The following is a 19896-nucleotide window of genomic DNA, read 5'->3' as shown; positions in this document are numbered from 1 at the left end:
AAATGGCAGGTTTAGGGATATCCCCCTTATATCCTGCCATTTTTTATCATACACCTATTCTAATGAAATTATTTTTTTGTCTTTAACTTTTCAAGATAATTAATTGCTTCGTTATATGTATCAATCGGTATTATTTTCATTTTCAAGTCATGCTTTTTTGCACTTTTTACAGCTTCATTATAGTTAGAATTCTTTTTACCATTCTCATTTGGTGCAAAGAAAATCTCTGCTCCAGAATCAGATGCTGCAATTATTTTTTGAGATATACCACCTATCGGTCCAACGACTCCATTTTTATCAATTGTTCCAGTTCCAGCTATTTCATGACCTTTTGCTAAACTTTCGTCTTTTAATTGATCATAAATTTCTAGTGCAAACATCAGTCCCGCTGAAGGTCCACCAATCTTTTCTGAATTTATTTTAACTTTTGGATTTGTAGTTAGATTTAAATTTTCTGCAATAGAAACACCAATTCCAGCACGATTCGGTTCGTCTTTAAAAGCTTCTGTTTTAATATTAAAGTATTTAATTTCCCCTTTTCTACTTACTTCTAAATTAAAATTTGTACCAGGATTTCTACTTTTTACAGTATTGGTAAAATCATTGATCGTACGAATTTCTTTCCCATCGATTTTAGTGATAATGTCACCTAGCATTAATACGTTATGGGCTGGCATATCCTTTAAAACAGATACGACTACTATTCCGTTTTCCGTCACTTTATAAGATTTTTTAGCCTGCTTATATGCGTTTAAAATCGCAGCTTGCTTTGATTCTTCCATGTATCTTAATTGGCGGAATTGATAATCTTCATCACTTTCACCTTTTACTTTTATTTCTTCTATCTTGTATAAATGGTAATTGTCATTAATTTTCGTACCAATATATGAATAGACATTTGCCTTACCCATTGCGACGGTCGTTAGCATAAATTCACCTTTATCTTTTTTTGCACCTTCAACTTTTACATATGGCCTTAAAGGCTCGGCTAAGCCTGGTTTTGTTACATAGTATGGTAATGGAATGAAATATAAAAGAATTAGCGTAATACCAAGTACTAATAGGACATTAAGAATTCTGATCCTTTTTATCACTATTTTTCTCCTTCCATTGCTCAATCTTTTCAAGAATTTCTGGAATTAATTTTTCTGTAGCTTCTTCACCTATTTTGATAACATTTTCAAGGTTAGTAAAGTTTCTAGAATTAACATGGTCTAATTTAGGTCTTATCATAACATTCGAAGCAATTTCTCTATTTCTCACGAGTTCATGCTGCATTATTTCAATACTTTGCATAATCACATCATAGATTGTCGAAACTTCACCACTTACTTGAATAGGAGAAGCATCTACTCCAATAATAAAATCAGCCCCCATCTCTTTGACAACTGAAACGGGGATACGATCGATGACTCCACCATCAACTAAAAGTCTTCCATTCCATGTTTCTGGTACAAAAATTCCCGGTATTGAAATACTCCCACGGACTGCAGTAGCAATATCTCCCTTTTGAAATACAATTTTTTCTCCTGTTAATAAATCTGTAGCGATTACAGACACTGGCAAATCTAATTCTTCAAGCTTTCTACCAAATGATAGTACTTTAATCAACTCTTTAACTCTGTTCCCGGAAATCAAACCCATTTTTGGAACAACATAGTCAATATAGTATTTAGATTGAAATACTTTTGCGATTTTATATAGACGATCTACATCCGCACCAGCACCGTATAAAACAGCAACTAAAGCACCTATACTACTGCCTGCAATCAGATCTATAGGAATATTATGCTTTTTTAAAACGGAAATTACACCAACATGTGCAAATCCTCGTGCACCTCCTGAACCTAATGCTAAACCAATTTTCGGTTCCAAGTTGTTTCCCCTCCAATTAAACTCTTTGGTCTAAAATTGAATTCCAGCAACGTATATTTAATTGTACAAGTTTTTTTTATACATATATTACTATCTTATTTCCTACTCATTGGTCTTACTACAATTAGACAAAAATCTATATGGTTTTTAAGTTTATCTTTGGAGGTTTATATGTGAAAAAAAATTACTTCATTACCTTACTAATTTTTTTATTACTCATATTTCTGACATCAACTATTATTTTGCATCCAGAGGTAGCATTTAAAGGTTCAATAAGAGGGTTAAATATGTGGTGGGGAATCGTATTTCCTTCGCTCCTTCCTTTTTTCATTTTAAGTGAACTTCTAATATGCTTTGGAATTGTTCAATTTATTGGTGTATTTTTAGAGCCAGTTATGAGACCTTTATTTAGAGTTCCGGGGGTTGGGGCGTTTGTTTGGGCTATGGGAATGGCCTCAGGATTTCCTTCAGGTGCGAAACTTTCTGCAAAATTATATAAAGATGGGGAATTAACAAAATTAGAAGCCGAACGACTTAATTCATTTACAAATTCATCTAACCCATTGTTTATTTTTGTTGCCATATCTGTTGGTTTTTTTCATAACCCAAAAGTTGGGCTCGTACTTGCACTCAGTCATTATTTATCTAACGCTATTGTAGGCCTCATTATGAGGTTTTACGGAAGAAACCAACCTAACTACTCTCGTAAAGAAAGAATTCATTCTAACCGCTTTAAATACGCTTTTAAAGTTATGCATGAAAAAAGATTAAGTGAAAGAAGACCGATTGGAAAAATATTAGGGGACGCAATAGCTTCCTCCGTACAAACATTATTAATGATCGGTGGATTTATTATCGTTTTTTCTGTTCTTAATATGCTTTTAATTGAAATTGGATTTATCTCTAATGTTGGAAAAATAATTGCATATTGCTTTTCAAATTTAAAGGTTAATCACAATTTATCTACGCCTTTTTTATCTGGATTATTTGAAATTACTCTAGGATCTAAATTAGTCAGTGAATTAGGCAATAGTACATTATTGCAGCAAGTGGCTTTAACTAGCTTTATTTTAGGATTTGGTGGTTTTTCAATACAAGCCCAAGTAGCAAGTATTATTTCTGAAGTGAAGTTAAGTATTAAACCTTATTTAATCGGTCGTTTATTGCAATCTGGAATTGCACCTATTTTGGCAATTATCTTTTGGAAGCCATTATATCTTAATCAGTTAACTTCTAATGTTACTAATAATACTTTACCTGTTATAAAGATTTTTACAGAGAAACAGTTAAACCTGGAATCATTGATTTCAACAGGTTCAGTTATAACATTAATTTCTCTTTACATTTATGTAATTATCTTGATTTATAAACTGTATATAAAAAAGTTATCTTCTTAAACGTTTTCATAAAAAAAAGAAACCTCAGTTTTAAACAAACTTGAGGTTTCTTTTATGTTGTCTTCTCATTAATAAATTATATATATACTTAAGCTTACATTAAACTTGAGGTTTCAAAAATTTTTCTGTTAATGCGCTATTTACACATTCTGGTACTAAGTCTTTTACATTTCCACCATATTTCGCGACTTCTTTTACGATTGAAGAACTTAGGAATGAATATTGATTATTTGTCATTACAAAAAATGTGTCAATTTCATCTACTAATTTTTTGTTCATTGCTGTAATTTGCATTTCATATTCAAAGTCTGATACTGCTCTTAGGCCTCTTAATATTGCAGAGGCGTTAATTTTTTTCGCATAATCCATTAATAGACCACTAAATGAATCAACGCGTACATTTTGAATTGCACTTGTAGCTTCCGTAATTAATTCTTTTCTTTCTTCTAAAGTAAATAAAGAATTTTTGGCCGAGTTATTTAATACGACAACTATTACTTCATCAAACACTCTTGCTCCACGTTTAATAATATCTAAATGTCCTAAAGTAATTGGATCAAAACTCCCAGGACAAACAGCAATACGTTTCATCTTGTACCCCCTAAAAATTACTCCATACGAATATGATACACTGATACGCCACAAATTCCATATTTTTCTGATTTTGTTCGTACAAATTTCCCTATTTTTTCAGGTAATTCGACATCTGTAGCATGTTCTACTAAAATTGTTCCTTCTGATGCAAGAAGATTTTTTTCATCAAAAGTTTCAATTAATGATACGATTTGTTGCTTTTTATAAGGAGGATCTAAAATAATTAAATCAAATTGGATCTCTCTTTTAATAATCGCTTTAACAGCTCTCTCAGCGTCATTTCGATATACTTCAGCACAATCAGTTAGATTACAAGTTGCTAAGTTTTCTTTAATCGTCTTAATCGCCTTCATTTCACGGTCTACAATAATCGCTTTTTCAATCCCTCTACTTAATGCCTCAATTGATAGTCCACCACTACCACCGAATAAATCTAATACAATACCACCTTCAAAGTAAGGTCCAATTATATTAAACATTGCTTCTTTTACTTTATCGGTTGTCGGTCTAGTACTCATTCCAGGTACTGCCTTTAAACTTAATCCTTTATTTTTTCCTGACACTACTCTCATTTAATTTACTCCTACTATATATTTCAATTTACGAACATATCCTATCATAATTTCACTAAAACAAAAACATTTCTTTCCATATTCTTCTACTTATGTATAAAATCATCCACTTTGGAAATAATTAATTTTAACAACATCTCAGTTGATGTTGTTGCCAACCGCGGAGAAGACTTACGTTTCCCCATAAGTTCTTCCTCCGGTTTCTCCTCTCCCTTTGCCTTCTTTTAAGTGATTACACTTTAATAAGAGGGGCCCTGCAAATGCGGGGTTTTTTTTTATGCCTTTATCCTGTAGAATAAATGTTGCATTTATTTCCATACTTTGTTTGAATTACTCGTAAAGTATTTACGTTTTAAGGGGGAACACACATGATCCAACGCATGATTGAAATTGGAGAAGGATACTCAGATTTATATGAACTATTTGAAATTGCTAAATCGCAAAAAGATAGAGTTAAATTTTTACTTAAATTAACAGCTGAAAATAAAGGCTCAAACTGCTGTTCTTTTGCTGTTATCTTAAGCCCTACTTCTATTGGTGAATTCCAACCAATATATTATTGTAGAGAAGGAATTACATTAAAAGAAGATTCAGTTACAAAACGTGAAGTGTTGTTTGAAGAATTAGCTACAACCTTAAACAAAGAAATCATCACATTACAAATTAGACACTCAAGCTCATTTCATGAAAACGATTTATTCCATCAATATATTATCGGAATTTTACGCTTAAATCACTTAATTCCACCAATGAAATAACTAGACTAGATAATAGGATTTACTATTTTCTAATCTTTCTCATAAAGTATAAAGAATATCAGGGATAGTTTCTCAACCATACCACAAGAAAAACGATTGAACGGTTTTTAATTCAGATAGGTTACCCCTTCTAAATTAATTATCCATTCAATCGTTTTTAATCTACTTGATAATCATATTCCTTTGCTTCGTCTGGTTTTGAATTTTCGTACTCAGTCTTAATAAAAGGTTTATATGACAATTCAATTCGTTTCACAAAATGAAATTTTTTCAATCTCTCTATTGTTCGATCTATATCATCCATATTGCAATATAGGACTACGTATTTCAAACGTTTAGAGACAAAGTGAATATTTCCAAATTTACGTAACATTTTTGCTTGTTTTAATGATTGTAAATAAATAATAATACCTTGTCTTTGCACGAACATAGCTTTCTCCTTTAAAAATCCGTTAGAAATAGAATATCATATCCCAAATTTCTTTTGCAACGAAACTTTCATAAATAGTTTTTAGAAAGGATTGAAAATTATGTTAGATGATGTTTGGGAGCAATTTTTTAACTGTATTTCAAATTATAAACAAATTAATCACTTTTCAAACAAACAAATTTGCGGTGCCAATTTTCTATATATTCAGACCGACCGACAACAAACCGAAGAAGCGATCAAAAAACTACTGATTGATTGCGCAAGAACCATTACTGAACAGTTTAAACTAATTTACCGAGTTGAATTTATTCGTAAAGAACATAATAATTTCGTATTTAAACATCGATTTTTCGTTCCGAATAAAAAAATGTTTTGTTGTGGAAATAATTGCGCTAACTGTACTAGGTTCAGAAAATGACTTTTACTAAAAAAAGACTCATTATCAAATAATGAGCCTTTCAATATGATTTATTACCTCGTTTTACATCCACACTTTCCACCTGTGCCACATCCACCAGTACTACATCCTCCACCTGTATTTACGAAGAATGGATTACCCGCTGGAACTTTTACAGAAGGCGAAACAGCTTGAGCAATTAAATAGCTAGTCTCATCTAAAAGTAATTGGACCTGATCTTCAGCTTGCTTAAAAGCAGCGATTGTATCGTTTAATTGAAGTTCTCTTTTAACTTCACTCATTTTTTTACGAATTTCTTTATAATCAGGATGATATTTTCCAAATCGCTGAACATCCTCATATAAATCCTTCGTCTTCATAAAACGACTAATAATTTCTTGGGCAGTTTTATCATTATTTAATGCAATATATGAAGTTCGATACTGATCTGCAACATCCGATTGCACGATCATTGAAGCAAGTTCTTCTGAGACTGTTATAAGTTGCAAGGTTTCCATTGTTGCATACATTTCCTTACACCTCCAAGAATAAACTATATCACATTTAATTCCGTAAATAAAAGAACTTGTCCTAAGCTTTTATGTGATCAGAAATATTAAATTCATTTATCTTCCATTTACCATCTTTAAATTCAATAAAATTTGCACAAGCATTTTTTAATTTCGTCCTAAAATTTACTTTCTCAGGATCAATCGCATGTAGAATTGCCTTAATCGTATGAGAATGTGCAACAATTACAATTCGTTTACCTTCATAATTTTGGGCAATTTCTTTTAATGCACTAAAAGCTCGATCGATTAATTCTTCATTTGTTTCCATTCCTTCTACATTATTATTATAAATGTTTTCATGAACATCGGAAATAGGTTTTCCACTAGCTTCACCAAATTCTCTTTCTAGAAATCGTTCATCCTCTATAATCTCATCAATTTTAGAAAACTCTGCAATTGCCTGTGCAGTTTGTTTGGCCCTAACCAAAGGACTTGTAATAACCCGATCCCATTTTTGATCACTTAAAAACAACGCACTATCATTCGCCTGTTGTTTACCTACCATATTTAAAGGAATATCTTCTCTTCCTTGAATTATATTGTTAAAATTCCAATCAGTTTGTCCATGTCTTACTAAACAAATTTCTGTCATAACTACTACTCCTTTTTTAAAACTTACTTTCTTCATTGTAGCAAAAAGCTATGACAGATTGAATTATTATCCTTTTTTAGTCTTCTTTTGATTCAGTATCAGAGGATTCACTACTAGTACTTTGTTGATCCTTTAATACATGGAACATGTCAATCATAAACGATGCCATTTGAACTTGATTTGACAATTTATCAACTCGTTGTGGAATAGTTTTACCAAAAAACTCAAGGGAAGCCAGTCTAAACTCATCAGTAAGCTCAGGATTTCTAGAAAGTTTACGATACCATTTTGGTTGTTGTCTTAAAAACTTCAAATAATCTTCCTCACTCTGAAGAAATTCTAATACATCTTTTCTCAATTTAGATCTCCTCAATCCTGTCTAAAATTAAATTGTTGTGATGCTGGCTTTTCTTCTCTTTGATTAGTTGAAGCAGCTGGAGATTTAAATTGTGATATAAGCTGTTGAATATTCGTTAAAGTAGAGTTTACATTTGTTAAATGGCCTTGAATTTGATCTGGATCTAAATTTTTAACAAAAGAAATGACTTTTCCAACATATCCTTCTTCTGATTGTTCCGTTTTGGCAGTTTTCTTTTGAGACTTTGTATTATTGTCATTTCTATATTCATCCCACATTTCATGGTCTTGACCTTTGTAATACCAATCTTCAAAATATTGTTGCCATGTTTTTTTACCCGTTTTTACTTCCTCACGAAGTTTTGGGTGTTCCATAACGAATTGCCTAAATTGTTCGATAGATGGACGATTATTTTCATTTCCCATTCATATCACTCCAATTAAAAGCATTTACTACAAAATTATGTCTTTCGAATAATTTTGTGCTTGTATGGAAATAAAAAAATCAAGCACAAACTTTCGCTTTTGCTTGATTTCGCTATTATTTTATAAAATTTTGGGTGTAATATTTATTAAAGGCTCCAACTCCAAGGGTGGTGTATTCTTTTTTATACATATTTACACGATGGCCTTTACTATTAATCCATCCATATACAGATGCTATACCATCTACATAATTAGCAGAAATATTTTCGCCAGCAATTCTGTACGGAACATTTGCATCATTTAAACGATCAGCTAGACTACCAAATAAGTTAGAATAGTGATCAAAATATTTATTTTGAACCATATCTTTACTATGTCCTAAAGCTACTTTTGCAGCATTAGCATTCCAATTTAAAGTACTTAAATTCATTCTTTTACGATAAACATTCGTTAAGTTAAATATCTGTCTCTCTTCTTCACGATCAACAATTGCTTCTTGCAATGTATTTAATTTTTTTGCATTTATTAAATTTCCACTATAAATTAGCTCGTACGGTTTTTGCTTAACTAAAGTTTCTGGAGATAAATAGCGAACACCTAATAAACTTCCAGTAAAACGGTCAAAATAAAGTTGAGCAAAACAATTATTTAATGAAACAAGTGGACGTTCGTGTAAATCGGTTGTCGATAATTTAAATGTGTATTGATTACTTAATATCGAAAAAGAGACTTTATCATGTAATGCTACATTATCCATTGTTTCTTCATAGTGGCTCCCCATCACAAATGGGGTTATATCAACTTTATTACCTGCAACATAAATCGTTACAACTTTGCCATTTAGTACACCAAATTGAGTATACTTTGTAGCATCCTTATCATAAACAAGCCAATCGTAGTCATATTGAGAAGGAACTTTTCTTGACGGTTTACCAAAGGTTTTTAAAATTTCTTGTTCACTTTGACCAATATATTGAGAAACGGAGTATGTTACTTTTTCAGTACTTGCATTTTCGATCATCGGCATATTCACTTCTTCTACTTTTTGATATTGTTTAAATGATGAAATATTGGTAATCCAATCTTTAATAAGTGGACTGAACATAAAAACTGTTATAAAACTTATTGTAAAAAAGAAAAGTTTTATAAGCTTTTCCATTTAGATCTTCCCTTCCCAATTATTAACTCTATGTTTATATATCCATTGTAGCCAAATTATTCAAAAAAATATATAAATTAGTTAAAATACATTTATCAGCTTTTCATTGCTAATTATTGTCATAGATAATATTATATTAATAGGGATTTTTTCTAAGTAATTTAGGGGGTAATAACATGAAATTTGAGAATACAAATTTAGAAAACCATGTATTAAATGTAAATTTATTAACTGAAATCATGGAAGAATTAGGCTTTGTCCTTGCTGGTCAATGGGATTACGAAAGAGTAACTTACGATTATAAATTTGAACAACGTAATGAAATCTACTACTTACGCGTTCAAGGTTTCGCAGTAGAAGGACATGTAGAGTCAAGTAAAGGGAAGATCCAATTACTTACTCCACTTTTAGGTAAATACTATTATCCTCACGGTGTAGAGTACGGAGAAGGCGAAAACTTCCCTGAAAGTATCGTTGATAAAAGTAAAGAATTACTTAAAAAAGCTGAAGAGCAAATTTCTCTAGTAAGCAAGTTCATTATTCTATAATTATTAAAAAGAGTGAGTAAAAAGAAGTACAACTTCTTTTACTCACTCTTTTATTTTTTACTTAAAATCCTAAAACAGCTTTAATAACTGAAGTAGTGTCTCCACCTTTGTAGAAAACGTATAATAAGCAATAAACGAATACACCTGTAATTGCAGTAAAAAACCAAATAATGCTAGTAATCGGTCCAATTTTTTTGTGTAGTTTTAATTTGTTTTTATATCCTGAGATAATTGATACTAGACCAAATACTCCGCCAGTTGTAGCTAAGAATATATGGAAAAATAAAAATATATGATAATACAGCTTTAAACTTTTTGGTCCCCCAAAAGAAGTATTTCCGATAAAGATTGTTCTCGTTGCGTATACAATGAAAAACGAGAGTGCAAAGACTCCAGCAAAGAACATAACTTTCTTATGTCCCTCTATATTTCTTTTTGCAATAAGATACCAGCCGATTGCAACTAATACGGCACTAATTACAATAAAACTTGTACTTATTGTTGGTAAAATTGGTAACGAATTCAAAATTTCCACCCCTAAGATTTTTTAAGCAATAACGGATTACTACTGATTGGATCAATTTTATTTCCATTTTGTTCTCTTTTAGCCCATTTGAAAAAATTATAACCAATAACAGATCCATAAACTATTTCCTGGATAATTTTCATGATAACTCCGCCAACCTGCTGATCTTCCCTTGCTGACATAAAGTTAAATACTTCTGGACCTGAAATATTTAGTGATTTTAATAAATCTGGTGATACGCAAAGTTCCATCGCTTTACTCCATAACACTGGATCATTATAAGTCGCGTAAAATGGATGTCCTGCAAAAATAATAAGTGCACATGCTGGAGTTAATAAAATACCATTTCCAAACATATAACCAATCTTTTGGATATCAGAAAGTGTTTGTCTCTCAGGTAAGTTATTAATAACAGGAAACCACATAAATACTGCCATGAAAAATAATATATTTGTAAATAAGAAATGATAGACATTATTCGTTTTTACCGTATCAAATACTAATGGATAATGGTAAATCGAAAATACTACATTAAAAATTAGTAAAGCAATCAATGGTTTTGTAGCAAAAGTAAAAAACGAATTAACGAATTTTGGTTTAAGTATGTTTCTCCATAACCAATCTGGAATACCATTAATAAGAAAGATCGGTGCAACTAAGTATAGTACTGCCATTTCAGTCATATGTGCACTAAAAATTATATGACCAATTAAATCGATTGGACTACCTTGTGCGGTGTAAACTAACAAAATACCAATTACGAAATACACCTTTTGTTTAGTCTCAGTAACATTGTTTTTATCTTTAAATTTATTAATTATGTAAAAATAACCTAAAATGACTAAAACTAAAAACACAAATAAATATGGACTCCAAAGTGCTTTAAACCCGAACATCCCTAAGCTAATCATGAATGCACACCCTTTAATTATTCTATTCACACTTATTATTTTTACCTAATGTTTAAATTAATATTGGACTATGTAAATATAGTGTAGATTTAAAACTTATAAACAAAAACTTCACAAAGACAAAAAAAATTTAAACATTACTTCTATCATATAATATTTAATGAAATTATCCAAACTATTATACTACTAAATTATATAACAGTAATAACGGTTTATTCAAATTAAAATACGATTTGAAAACGTTATTCATTTTTAAATGATGGGTATTTATAGTGAATGAAAAACTAAGGTGCACACTTTCTGTGAGGTTAGAGCATCCTCACGCTGTTGTAGGTTAATTAATATCGAACATTAAAAAAACTAAACTAATCAATTGAATTTGTTCTTAATAAAATTAGCTCATAATTTTTTAACTTCTGAAAAAACCATTGGAATCATGAAATTGCTCAAACATATTCACATTTAAAACCATGAAAAAATCATCCAAATATACGATAATTACATCACTTATAAATGTTCATTTAATGTCCTTTTTCTCTAAGACCATATTTTATTTCAACACTCTGTTCATACTTTTCCAAATGTGGCAAGCCTTTAACATACCAATCTACGTCTCTATTATTCATAATTCATATTGATCAACGTTTTGTCACTATCAAAGCCAATGCAGCAGCCAAAAACCCAGCGGTCAGTTTACCGACAATTAGTGGAATGACAAAATTCTTCTCAACACCTGCTACAAAACCTAAGTGACTGCCAAAAACAAATGCACCGCTAACTGCAAATGCGGTATTTATGACTTTCCCACGGTCATCCATCTCATGCATTGTCGCAAACATTGGAATGTGATGGGCGAAGGAAGCGATGAATCCACCTAATGCTTGTTGATTCATACCTAGCTTATTTCCGAGTAATGCAAAAGGCTTTTGTAATACTTTTACTAGCACAAAAACAAACGGAAACGCACCAGCAAGTATGATCGTTATTTTTCCAACTGTTACAAAGCCTTCCGAAAGCGGCATCAAACCTGGAATAATAGAGATACCTGTTAATGTTTTAATGATAATCGAAACAAGACCAATGATAATAACAATTTCAATTCCTTTTCCAAACCATTTAAAACCACGAATCATCACTGATTGAGCCGATAGCATTCCAATACCAATCAAGCCAGAAATCAGAATAGAAGGAACTAAATTTTTCAACATCCATATAAAGCCAAATCCTGCAACGAATCCTCCCGCTAAACATCCAAATGGAATAGTCATTAGCCCAATTAAAATTCCTTTAGCAAAAAAGGGATGATCATTTTTATGAACGATGCTTAAAGCAACCGGAATGGTAAAAACAATTGTTGGCCCCATCATTGTTCCTAAAAACACCCAAGAAAATAAAGCAGCATCACTCGATTGAGCCATTTCGTTTGCTAACGAGTATCCACCCATGTCAAGAGCTAAAAACGTGGATGAAAACATCGATGGATCTGCTCCAAGAAACTGGTAGACAGGAGATACAATCGGTGTTAACCATTTTGCTAATACAGGTGATAGCGAGATCATGCCAACCATTGAAAGAGCAAGTGGTCCCATGGATTGGAAGGCTTCCTTAAATTTTTGTCCGAGTCCATACCGATTACCAAGCAGATAATCGATTGCCCCTAGAACCATAAAACACGTCATGATATATAAGATGATTTCATTCATATCGAATACTCCTCCCATTCAAAAGAAAGGTCATCTTTTTAAAATGCATTAGATGACCTGTTCAATATTTTTTATAAGATAATTAAGTGCTTATCAGAATGGGTAATGATTTCATAACCATTCTCTTTCACTATAATATCATCTTCAATCCGGCAGCCACCCCATCCTGGGATATAAATTCCTGGTTCAACGGTAACAACCATTCCAGTTTGAAGAATTTCTACACTTTTGTCAGAAAGCCGGATTGGTTCGTGAACCTCCATACCTAACCCATGACCTGTTGAATGTCCAAAACGAATTCCGAATCCTTTTTCTGAAATATAGTCTCTCGTTAAATCGTCAATCGTTTTCGCTTTTTCACCTGATTTAATTCCTTCTGTTCCACGTTTTAGAGCTTCTAATACGATGTGATAAATGTTGCGAAACTCATCCGAACAGCTCCCAACGGCGATTGTTCTTGTAATATCAGAGCAATAACCATTGTACAATGCACCAAAATCAAGGGTTACCATGTCACCATAATCGATCACTTTTTCGGAAGCCACTCCATGCGGTAGGGCAGCCCTCTTTCCAGAAGCAATTATAGTATTAAAAGATGTTGAGGTTGCACCAATATTTCGCATATAGAATTCCAGTTCATTACGGATTTCTAATTCCGTAATCCCTGGTTTAATGATATTCAAAATATAATCAAACGCCTTATCTGCGATTTTAGCTGCCGTTCTCATTATTTCTAATTCTATTGGCTCTTTGATTTCTCTAACCTTTTCAACGATATTTTCCAATTGAATCCATTTTACATTTCCATACTCTTGTAGTTTTGAGAATGTATTTAATGTCATGGCATTTGCCTCAACAGCGACCTTTTTAAGACCTTGACAGTCGATTTCATTTGCAACTTCTTTTTCAATATTACCGTTATGGACGATAATCTTAGCGTTTTTCACTTCATTTTGAGCCTGTTCCCCGTAGCGGAAGTCAGTGATAAAGGTAGCAGCATTTTTTGAAATTAGCACCATACCAGCTGAACCTGTAAAACCTGTCGTATATCTACGATTTTCACTCTTTGTAATCAATATTGCGTCGACATTGTTCTCTAAAAGCTGTTTCTGTATTTTTTCGATTCGGTTCAATTTCGTTCAGCTCCTACAATCATTAATTCTTTTGGAAACTTCGTTAATACTTCATACCCATGATCAGTAATGACAACATCGTCTTCAATACGGACACCACCGAGGCTATTTAGATAAATGCCAGGTTCAATAGTAATGACCATTCCTGATTTCAATAAATCGTCATTAATTTCATTTATAGAAGGTGCCTCATGAATTTCAATCCCAAGACCATGACCAATTCGATGAGGAAAAAACTCACCGTAGCCAGCTGCTTGAATGACGCGTCTTCCTGAGAGATCAACATCACCAATTTTTGTTCCAGGTTGAGATGCTTCTACACCTGCAAGATTAGCCTGTAAAACTGTATTGTAGATATTAATGAGTTCGCTACTAGGATTACCATACATGACTGTTCTTGTGATATCAGAGCAATATCCCTTATATTTCACACCTAAATCAAATAACGCACTATCTCCTTTTTTTAACTTATTGTCACCTGAAGCTCCATGTGGGTTACTTGCATTTTGGCCAAACAAAACAATGGGAGAGAATGACATTTCTTTAATCCCTTTTTTCTTTAATTCAAATTCAATTTTTCCTAATACTTCAAGTTCTGTGATTCCTTCTTTTAATGCTTCAATACCCACTTGACCCCATAATCAGCAAAAGCAGCGGCTTCACGTAATATTTCAATTTCATCAGAATCTTTTACTAGTCGCATTTCAGTAAGGATCGAATCTAGAGATTCAAACTCTACTTCACCAAAAATCTGTTGCAGACTTTCAATATAAAAATAGGAGATATCATGCTTCTCAATCGCAAATTGTTGCATTTTGTTTCTGCTTTCAATTACTTGACGAACAAGTTCCCACGGATGATCGGAATCTGTGTAACTTAGGATTGGATGTTTCCAGCCTGCTTCCTTTATCATTTGAACTTCCATTGCTGGTGTAATAAAAATGGGTTCGTCATTTGGAAAGACAAAAATACCTACAAATCGTTCATGCGGATTGTAATCAAAATTTGATAAATAAAAAATATTTTGGCGTGATGTGACCAAGCCACCTGGGATACCTTGTTTTTGTAAAAATGTTTGTAATTCTTGCATTCGATAATTCATGATCATTTCCCCTTTAATAGATGGTTTAAATTAGACATGAAGTATTAATGCAAGTTCTGTGCCATTTTAAAATCTTTTATTTAGAGGATAATTTCGGAAATAGTGTAAATATCTTTAGACACTGTTTAGCCTATAATGTCTAAATGTTTAGACGGTAGCGGTTTGACAAAACCGTAGAAAATGCCATAGGTAGAGTTTTTATTTAAAAGTTACTACTTACTGGTTGAGGAGAAATAATGGGGGATATTTGATTTCAAGGTTCTAAATCAGCCCAGGAGTTTCTTACGCTCGTCTGGACTAATTTAGTCGAAAAGGCTTTTTACTTTTAAAGCTCAATCATTAATTTTTTCATTTTATTGTATAAAGTAGCTCGAGATATTCCTAGTTTTTTTGCGGCTGCTTGCTTGTTCCCATTCTCTGTTCGAATGGCTTCAATTATTTTATTTTTTTCAAAATCATTTAGATCATCTTGCAAGGAGTCATCATACCCTGTCGATAACAATGTAGATTGTAGCAACTTTGGCGGTAAAGCTTCTATAGAGATAGTTCCTTCTACAGACAGTAATACTAATCGCTCAATAACATTTCTCATCTCTCTCACATTTCCAGGCCAATCGTATTGTAATAAGGCGGAAGTTACCTGAGGGTCAACGATTTTAATTGTTCGATTATATAGTAATGAAAACTCATAGATAAATTGATGAAGGAGCTCCATTACGTCTTCTTTTCGTTCTCTCAATGGGGGAATCGTAATAGATAAAATGTTAAGACGATAATAAAGGTCTTCTCGAAAAGTATTTGCTTCAACCATTGCTTCTAAATCCTTATTTGTAGCAGCAATGATTCGGCACTCCGCTGTTAGCTGTTTTGTACCACCAACGCGGTAATAGGTTTTGTCTTGCAAAACTCTAAGTAACTTCACTTGCATATCCAATGCTAAGTCACCAATTTCATCCAGAAAAAGAGTTCCACCGTTCGCCAACTCTAGTTTTCCCTTTTTACCCTTTACATCTGCACCAGAAAATGCTCCTTTTTCATAGCCAAAAAATTCACTCTCAAACAATGATGGTGTAATCGCACCACAGTTTACAGCGATAAATGGAGAAGATGAACCACGATAAAAATGGATTGCTTTTGCAAAGACTTCTTTCCCAACTCCTGTTTCACCAAGTAATAAAATATTCGCACTCGTTTCAGACATTTTCCTCGATAACGAAACTGTTTCTTTCATCAATTGACTCGAACCTTTAATTTGTTGAAAAGAATCGTGCGACAATTGCAGTCTAGAAACCTCTTTCTGCAATTGAAGAATTTTGGAGGAAGCATTCATAAGTTCTTGATTCATTATCACTTGACTCGTAATATCGGTTTCAGCCGCAACTGCACCCACAATCCGATCATTGATAAAGATTGGACTGCTATTAATCATGACAAAGAGATCCTCTCGTGGTTTATGATGCTTATGACGAAAGGATTGACCTGTCTCCATTGTTACTTTATTTAATAACATATCTTTTGGAAAAAACTCCTCCATTTTATTCCCAATAATTTCTTCTTTAGGAATTGAAAATATCCTTTCAGCACCTTGAGTCCAAACAACTGTTTTTCCAGCTTCATCTACAATCGAGACCGAACCATCCATTGTATCAATCATCGTTCGAAAATAGGCCTCTAAATATTGATATGATTCAAACACTTTAGAAACTAAAACAGCAGAATTGATATAGCCCTTAATTTTTCCTTCTTTATCTGTGATGACTACAACATCTGATGCTTGTAATGCTTGAATCACGTCTTGAATTACAGCTTTTTCATTGAAAACGCCCGCTTTTTTCCAATAAAACTCTTTTATATTCCTGTTCTTAAAATGAAGATACTCATTTATCGATAACACCCAGACTTCACTATGATGCTGTTTAAATATATACGCTGCTTCATTATTGATATCCAGATCAGAGTGTATAGAAAAATTTGTTTGCAACAAATCTTCTATTCTAGGAAGAAGATGTTTCATCATAATACCACCACCTATTTGTATCTTTTTCTTATTACTTAATCATTACGTCGAGTTCATCTCATGATTATGATCTTGTGAATTCTAACACTCCATATTACACAATCCTGCTAATTACATTAGTAAAAAAACTAAAGCTAAACAACTTATATTTTTCAACTAAAAGATGCTTTTATGTTTTACTTCATATGATTTCTGGAATTTTTTGTTTTTTGTAAGCTAATGGTGTCAAGTTCATCAACTTTCGGAATTTATCAATAAAGTAGCTAGTGCTATTAAATCCAACTTGATAGGCAACATCAGTGACATTCAACTCAGATTGTTGTAGTAATATTAAACTTTTTTGTATTCGATAATCGGTTACATAGTTTAATGGAGTTGTTTTTAAAATACGATTAAAATATCGACAACATTCAGATCGACTTAATTGACCCGCTCTTGCAATGTCTTCTAATAGTATTTTCTCAGAATAATGTAGGTGGATCCAATTTAACATTTGCTTCATTCGGTTACTCTTAACCACTACCGACTGTTCATACTCTAATTCAATTCCATTCATAATTAAATTCTTCCAAATTAATGTGAGATGTAAACTGACGTCGATTTCATAGAATGGTGAATTTTGTTTGATCATCTCATTGATTTTCAAAATTGAGCTTAAAATGCTATTGGCCCATAGCTCCTTTGGATCTAAGAATAAAAAGGGTATATTAGTCGCCTGATAATAAGGCTTTACAAAGGTTGTATAAAGCTCTTGAGACAAAACGAAACTTGGAGAAACATTTAAACAAATATAGGCACATTCAGAATCGTTCCGATCTTTTGCCATATGCAAGCAGCCACTATTTATAAAAAGCCCTTCCCCTTCTTGAACAAAAATATTTTCTTCATTTATTTGAAAAATTGCTTCACCTTTAACAACGTGAACAAACTGAAATTCCTCATGCCAATGAAGTGGTATATAACTATTTATGTTTTTCTTAATCGTTGTTTCGTAACATGCAATTGGCAAAACAACAGTTTGATGTTTAGTTAATTCTTTTAAACTTTCGTCAACCATAAAATTTTTAATTTGCATATCCCCATAACCACCTCAATATCCTTACATTTTTCCATTCGATTTGAGTATTAATTTAGACTTTTCTCACTTATCATTTAACTTATTATAACACTATTTTTATATTTGAAGGTGGAGACTAAAATCATGAATAGACGAAAGGGAATATTTCTTGTTATCACAGGGGCAGTATTTTGGGGGATTGGTGGTACTGTTGCCAAAAAACTGTTTCAACAATATCAAATTGATGTAGATTGGCTTGTTACGATCCGTTTGCTTCTAGCCGGATTATTACTCTTAGCCATTCAATATATTAAAAAAGATCGTTCTCAGATCCTTGGGGTTTGGAAAAATGGAAGGATCGCAATTCAACTAATGATCTTCGGGGTATTGGGGATGCTAGCGGTTCAATACACATATATGGCCTCAATTGAACATGGAAACGCTGCTGTTGCAACACTATTGCAGTATTTAGCCCCTGTAATGATTATCCTCTATTTAATTATCCGTAAACAAACCGCTCTAACACGAAAAGATTTGTTAACTGTTTCTCTAGCATTAATTGGTAGTTTTTTCTTATTAACTAACGGCTCAATCTCGCAATTATCTGTGCCAGCAATTGCAATCGTTTGGGGTGTATTATCTGGGGTAGCTTTAGCATTTTATACTTTATTTGCCGTACCATTACTGAAGCAATACGACTCACTTGTCATTGTCGGATGGGCTATGATAATCGGTGGCTTTGTATTAAGTTTTATCCATCCCCCTTGGCAAATGGACTTTAAAAACTTAACGCTTGAAGCCATGTTATATTTAGTGTTCATTATCATATTCGGTACAATGATTGCATTTTGGTTCTATATAGAAAGTTTACAAAGTCTTCCACCTAAAGAATCAAGTCTGTTAGGAAGTATTGAACCACTAGCTGCCGTCTTAACTACAATCTTTTGGTTAAAAGAACCTTTTGGTGTTTTCCAATGGCTTGGTACAGCTTGTATCATTGGAATGATATTATTATTGGCTTTGAATAGAGAGTCTTCCTCAAAAACTAGCCGCCCTCCTAATAAAAAAGAACCCCTTAGGGTTAGTTGAATCGAGGTAAAATGTGAAATAGGAGCTGACTAATCAGCTCCTAAATTATTGTTGCTTAAAGGCATTGCGTTTATTAAAGATTAATCATGATCTTCACCGAAGACTATTACCTCTTTAATATTGCATGCGCTTTTTATGTATTAAAATTTATACTCGAATATCTTAGTTGATTCGGAAATAATACTGGGGATAACTAGAGTAATCAATTTTACCTAATAAAAAATAACCTTAAAATAAAGGCTATATTTTCCATGTCTAACTTTGAAAGCTTCACATAATTTTTCACGGTCTGTGATTTCTCGACTTATTGATATCGGTTTCCTAAATATCTTTTCCTGTATGTCTTGCCTTGATCTGGAATATCCATGAAACCTTGTGCACCCCAAATTATATGCTCTGTTACTTTATCAATACTACCAGTAAGCTCGGCTTTTTCTTCCATTTCAATATCTTCATCTTTAGGAATTTCTATATCCATTGTTGAATCATCCCTTCCATTTTACTTATTAACCATAACCGATTAAGTACTCATTCTAAAATTATGTCGGCTTTATAGTTTTCTTCCACTGAACATTCTTATACCAATAAAAATGTTCATAGTTAAATTGGACCTTGATTTGATCCCAAAGAGAAGATCAATGAAAATATAGTATTCTCATTAAGTATTTCTTTAGTAATTTA

Annotated in this window: 22 protein-coding genes and 1 pseudogene; 5 read left to right on the top strand and 18 right to left on the bottom strand. The window is 32.5% G+C overall.

The window, feature by feature from the left end; all coding sequences use genetic code 11:
* Positions 1-68: 68 nt before the first annotated feature.
* Positions 69-1094 (bottom strand): YlbL family protein, encoded by a 1026-nt coding sequence (locus tag V5E38_RS04765; RefSeq protein ID WP_499212391.1) that lies wholly within the window; start codon positions 1092-1094, stop codon positions 69-71.
* The gene (locus V5E38_RS04760; protein ID WP_387324325.1) at positions 1069-1875 is read right to left on the bottom strand and encodes a patatin-like phospholipase family protein; all 807 of its coding nucleotides are present in this window, start codon (positions 1873-1875) and stop codon (positions 1069-1071) included. The genes V5E38_RS04765 and V5E38_RS04760 overlap by 26 nt, the downstream gene beginning before the upstream one ends.
* 140 nt (positions 1876-2015) lie before the next feature.
* Between V5E38_RS04760 and ylbJ the strand changes: the two genes are divergently transcribed.
* Positions 2016-3272, top strand: a complete 1257-nt coding sequence (ylbJ, locus tag V5E38_RS04755) for a sporulation integral membrane protein YlbJ (RefSeq protein ID WP_499212390.1) — start codon at positions 2016-2018, stop codon at positions 3270-3272.
* Positions 3273-3371: 99 nt separating this feature from the next.
* On the opposite strand, the gene coaD is transcribed toward ylbJ, so the two are convergent.
* Positions 3372-3863 (bottom strand): pantetheine-phosphate adenylyltransferase, encoded by a 492-nt coding sequence (coaD, locus tag V5E38_RS04750; RefSeq protein ID WP_499212389.1) that lies wholly within the window; start codon positions 3861-3863, stop codon positions 3372-3374.
* 17 nt (positions 3864-3880) lie between these two features.
* Positions 3881-4438, bottom strand: a complete 558-nt coding sequence (gene rsmD / locus V5E38_RS04745) for a 16S rRNA (guanine(966)-N(2))-methyltransferase RsmD (protein WP_387324317.1) — start codon at positions 4436-4438, stop codon at positions 3881-3883.
* 368 nt (positions 4439-4806) lie between these two features.
* Here rsmD and V5E38_RS04740 point away from each other — a divergent pair, with 368 nt between their 5' ends.
* Positions 4807-5196, top strand: a complete 390-nt coding sequence (locus V5E38_RS04740) for a DUF7147 family protein (protein WP_097975637.1) — start codon at positions 4807-4809, stop codon at positions 5194-5196.
* A gap of 157 nt (positions 5197-5353) precedes the next feature.
* On the opposite strand, the gene V5E38_RS04735 is transcribed toward V5E38_RS04740, so the two are convergent.
* Complete coding sequence (locus V5E38_RS04735; RefSeq protein ID WP_499212388.1) at positions 5354-5626, bottom strand: YlbG family protein; 273 nt, start codon at positions 5624-5626, stop codon at positions 5354-5356.
* Positions 5627-5726: 100 nt separating this feature from the next.
* Between V5E38_RS04735 and V5E38_RS04730 the strand changes: the two genes are divergently transcribed.
* The gene (locus V5E38_RS04730; RefSeq protein WP_499212387.1) at positions 5727-6044 is read left to right on the top strand and encodes a hypothetical protein; all 318 of its coding nucleotides are present in this window, start codon (positions 5727-5729) and stop codon (positions 6042-6044) included.
* A gap of 53 nt (positions 6045-6097) precedes the next feature.
* Here the strand turns inward: V5E38_RS04730 and V5E38_RS04725 are convergent, their stop codons facing one another.
* The 5 genes from V5E38_RS04725 to V5E38_RS04705 form a co-directional block, all read right to left on the bottom strand.
* A complete protein-coding gene (locus tag V5E38_RS04725; protein WP_056468453.1) occupies positions 6098-6553 on the bottom strand; it encodes a YlbF/YmcA family competence regulator in 456 nt (151 codons plus the stop codon).
* Positions 6554-6614: 61 nt separating this feature from the next.
* Positions 6615-7187 (bottom strand): histidine phosphatase family protein, encoded by a 573-nt coding sequence (locus V5E38_RS04720; protein WP_499212386.1) that lies wholly within the window; start codon positions 7185-7187, stop codon positions 6615-6617.
* 76 nt (positions 7188-7263) lie between these two features.
* The gene (locus V5E38_RS04715) at positions 7264-7545 is read right to left on the bottom strand and encodes a YlbE-like family protein (protein WP_097975645.1); all 282 of its coding nucleotides are present in this window, start codon (positions 7543-7545) and stop codon (positions 7264-7266) included.
* Positions 7546-7556: 11 nt separating this feature from the next.
* Positions 7557-7970, bottom strand: a complete 414-nt coding sequence (ylbD, locus tag V5E38_RS04710) for a spore coat protein YlbD (RefSeq protein ID WP_499212385.1) — start codon at positions 7968-7970, stop codon at positions 7557-7559.
* A 115-nt stretch (positions 7971-8085) separates the two neighbouring features.
* Positions 8086-9129 carry a CAP domain-containing protein gene (locus tag V5E38_RS04705; protein ID WP_499212384.1) on the bottom strand — a complete coding sequence of 348 codons (1044 nt, stop codon included), beginning with the start codon at positions 9127-9129 and terminating at the stop codon, positions 8086-8088.
* Between the two features lie 176 nt (positions 9130-9305).
* Between V5E38_RS04705 and V5E38_RS04700 the strand changes: the two genes are divergently transcribed.
* On the top strand, positions 9306-9677 hold the full coding sequence (locus tag V5E38_RS04700; RefSeq protein WP_069035575.1) for a YugN family protein: 372 nt from the start codon (positions 9306-9308) through the stop codon (positions 9675-9677).
* 61 nt (positions 9678-9738) lie between these two features.
* On the opposite strand, the gene V5E38_RS04695 is transcribed toward V5E38_RS04700, so the two are convergent.
* The 7 genes and pseudogenes from V5E38_RS04695 to V5E38_RS04665 form a co-directional block, all read right to left on the bottom strand.
* A complete protein-coding gene (locus V5E38_RS04695; protein ID WP_097975651.1) occupies positions 9739-10203 on the bottom strand; it encodes a DUF420 domain-containing protein in 465 nt (154 codons plus the stop codon).
* An 11-nt stretch (positions 10204-10214) separates the two neighbouring features.
* Entirely contained in the window at positions 10215-11114 is a 900-nt protein-coding gene (gene ctaG, locus V5E38_RS04690) for a cytochrome c oxidase assembly protein (protein ID WP_499212383.1), read from the bottom strand.
* Between the two features lie 638 nt (positions 11115-11752).
* Positions 11753-12817: an ethanolamine utilization protein EutH gene (eutH, locus tag V5E38_RS04685; protein WP_499212382.1), complete on the bottom strand. Its 1065-nt coding sequence runs from the start codon at positions 12815-12817 to the stop codon at positions 11753-11755.
* Between the two features lie 71 nt (positions 12818-12888).
* Positions 12889-13950 carry a M24 family metallopeptidase gene (locus V5E38_RS04680; RefSeq protein WP_499212381.1) on the bottom strand — a complete coding sequence of 354 codons (1062 nt, stop codon included), beginning with the start codon at positions 13948-13950 and terminating at the stop codon, positions 12889-12891.
* A pseudogene (locus V5E38_RS04675) lies at positions 13947-15052 on the bottom strand (M24 family metallopeptidase). Before V5E38_RS04675 ends, V5E38_RS04680 begins: the two are co-directional and overlap by 4 nt.
* Positions 15053-15377: 325 nt before the next feature.
* The gene (locus V5E38_RS04670) at positions 15378-17069 is read right to left on the bottom strand and encodes a sigma-54 interaction domain-containing protein (RefSeq protein ID WP_499212380.1); all 1692 of its coding nucleotides are present in this window, start codon (positions 17067-17069) and stop codon (positions 15378-15380) included.
* Positions 17070-17250: 181 nt separating this feature from the next.
* Positions 17251-18144, bottom strand: a complete 894-nt coding sequence (locus V5E38_RS04665; protein WP_499212379.1) for an AraC family transcriptional regulator — start codon at positions 18142-18144, stop codon at positions 17251-17253.
* 126 nt (positions 18145-18270) lie between these two features.
* Between V5E38_RS04665 and V5E38_RS04660 the strand changes: the two genes are divergently transcribed.
* Positions 18271-19215: an EamA family transporter gene (locus V5E38_RS04660; RefSeq protein WP_499212378.1), complete on the top strand. Its 945-nt coding sequence runs from the start codon at positions 18271-18273 to the stop codon at positions 19213-19215.
* Between the two features lie 304 nt (positions 19216-19519).
* Here the strand turns inward: V5E38_RS04660 and V5E38_RS04655 are convergent, their stop codons facing one another.
* Positions 19520-19693, bottom strand: a complete 174-nt coding sequence (locus tag V5E38_RS04655) for a hypothetical protein (protein ID WP_499212377.1) — start codon at positions 19691-19693, stop codon at positions 19520-19522.
* Between the last annotated feature and the right edge of the window lie 203 nt (positions 19694-19896).

Source organism: Rossellomorea sp. GAMAL-10_SWC, from assembly GCF_049568075.1.
In the GTDB taxonomy this organism is placed as follows: Bacteria; Bacillota; Bacilli; order Bacillales; family Bacillaceae_G; genus Gottfriedia.
The sequence above is the reverse complement of the archived record's forward strand: the minus strand, read 5'-3'. Positions and strand labels throughout refer to the sequence as shown.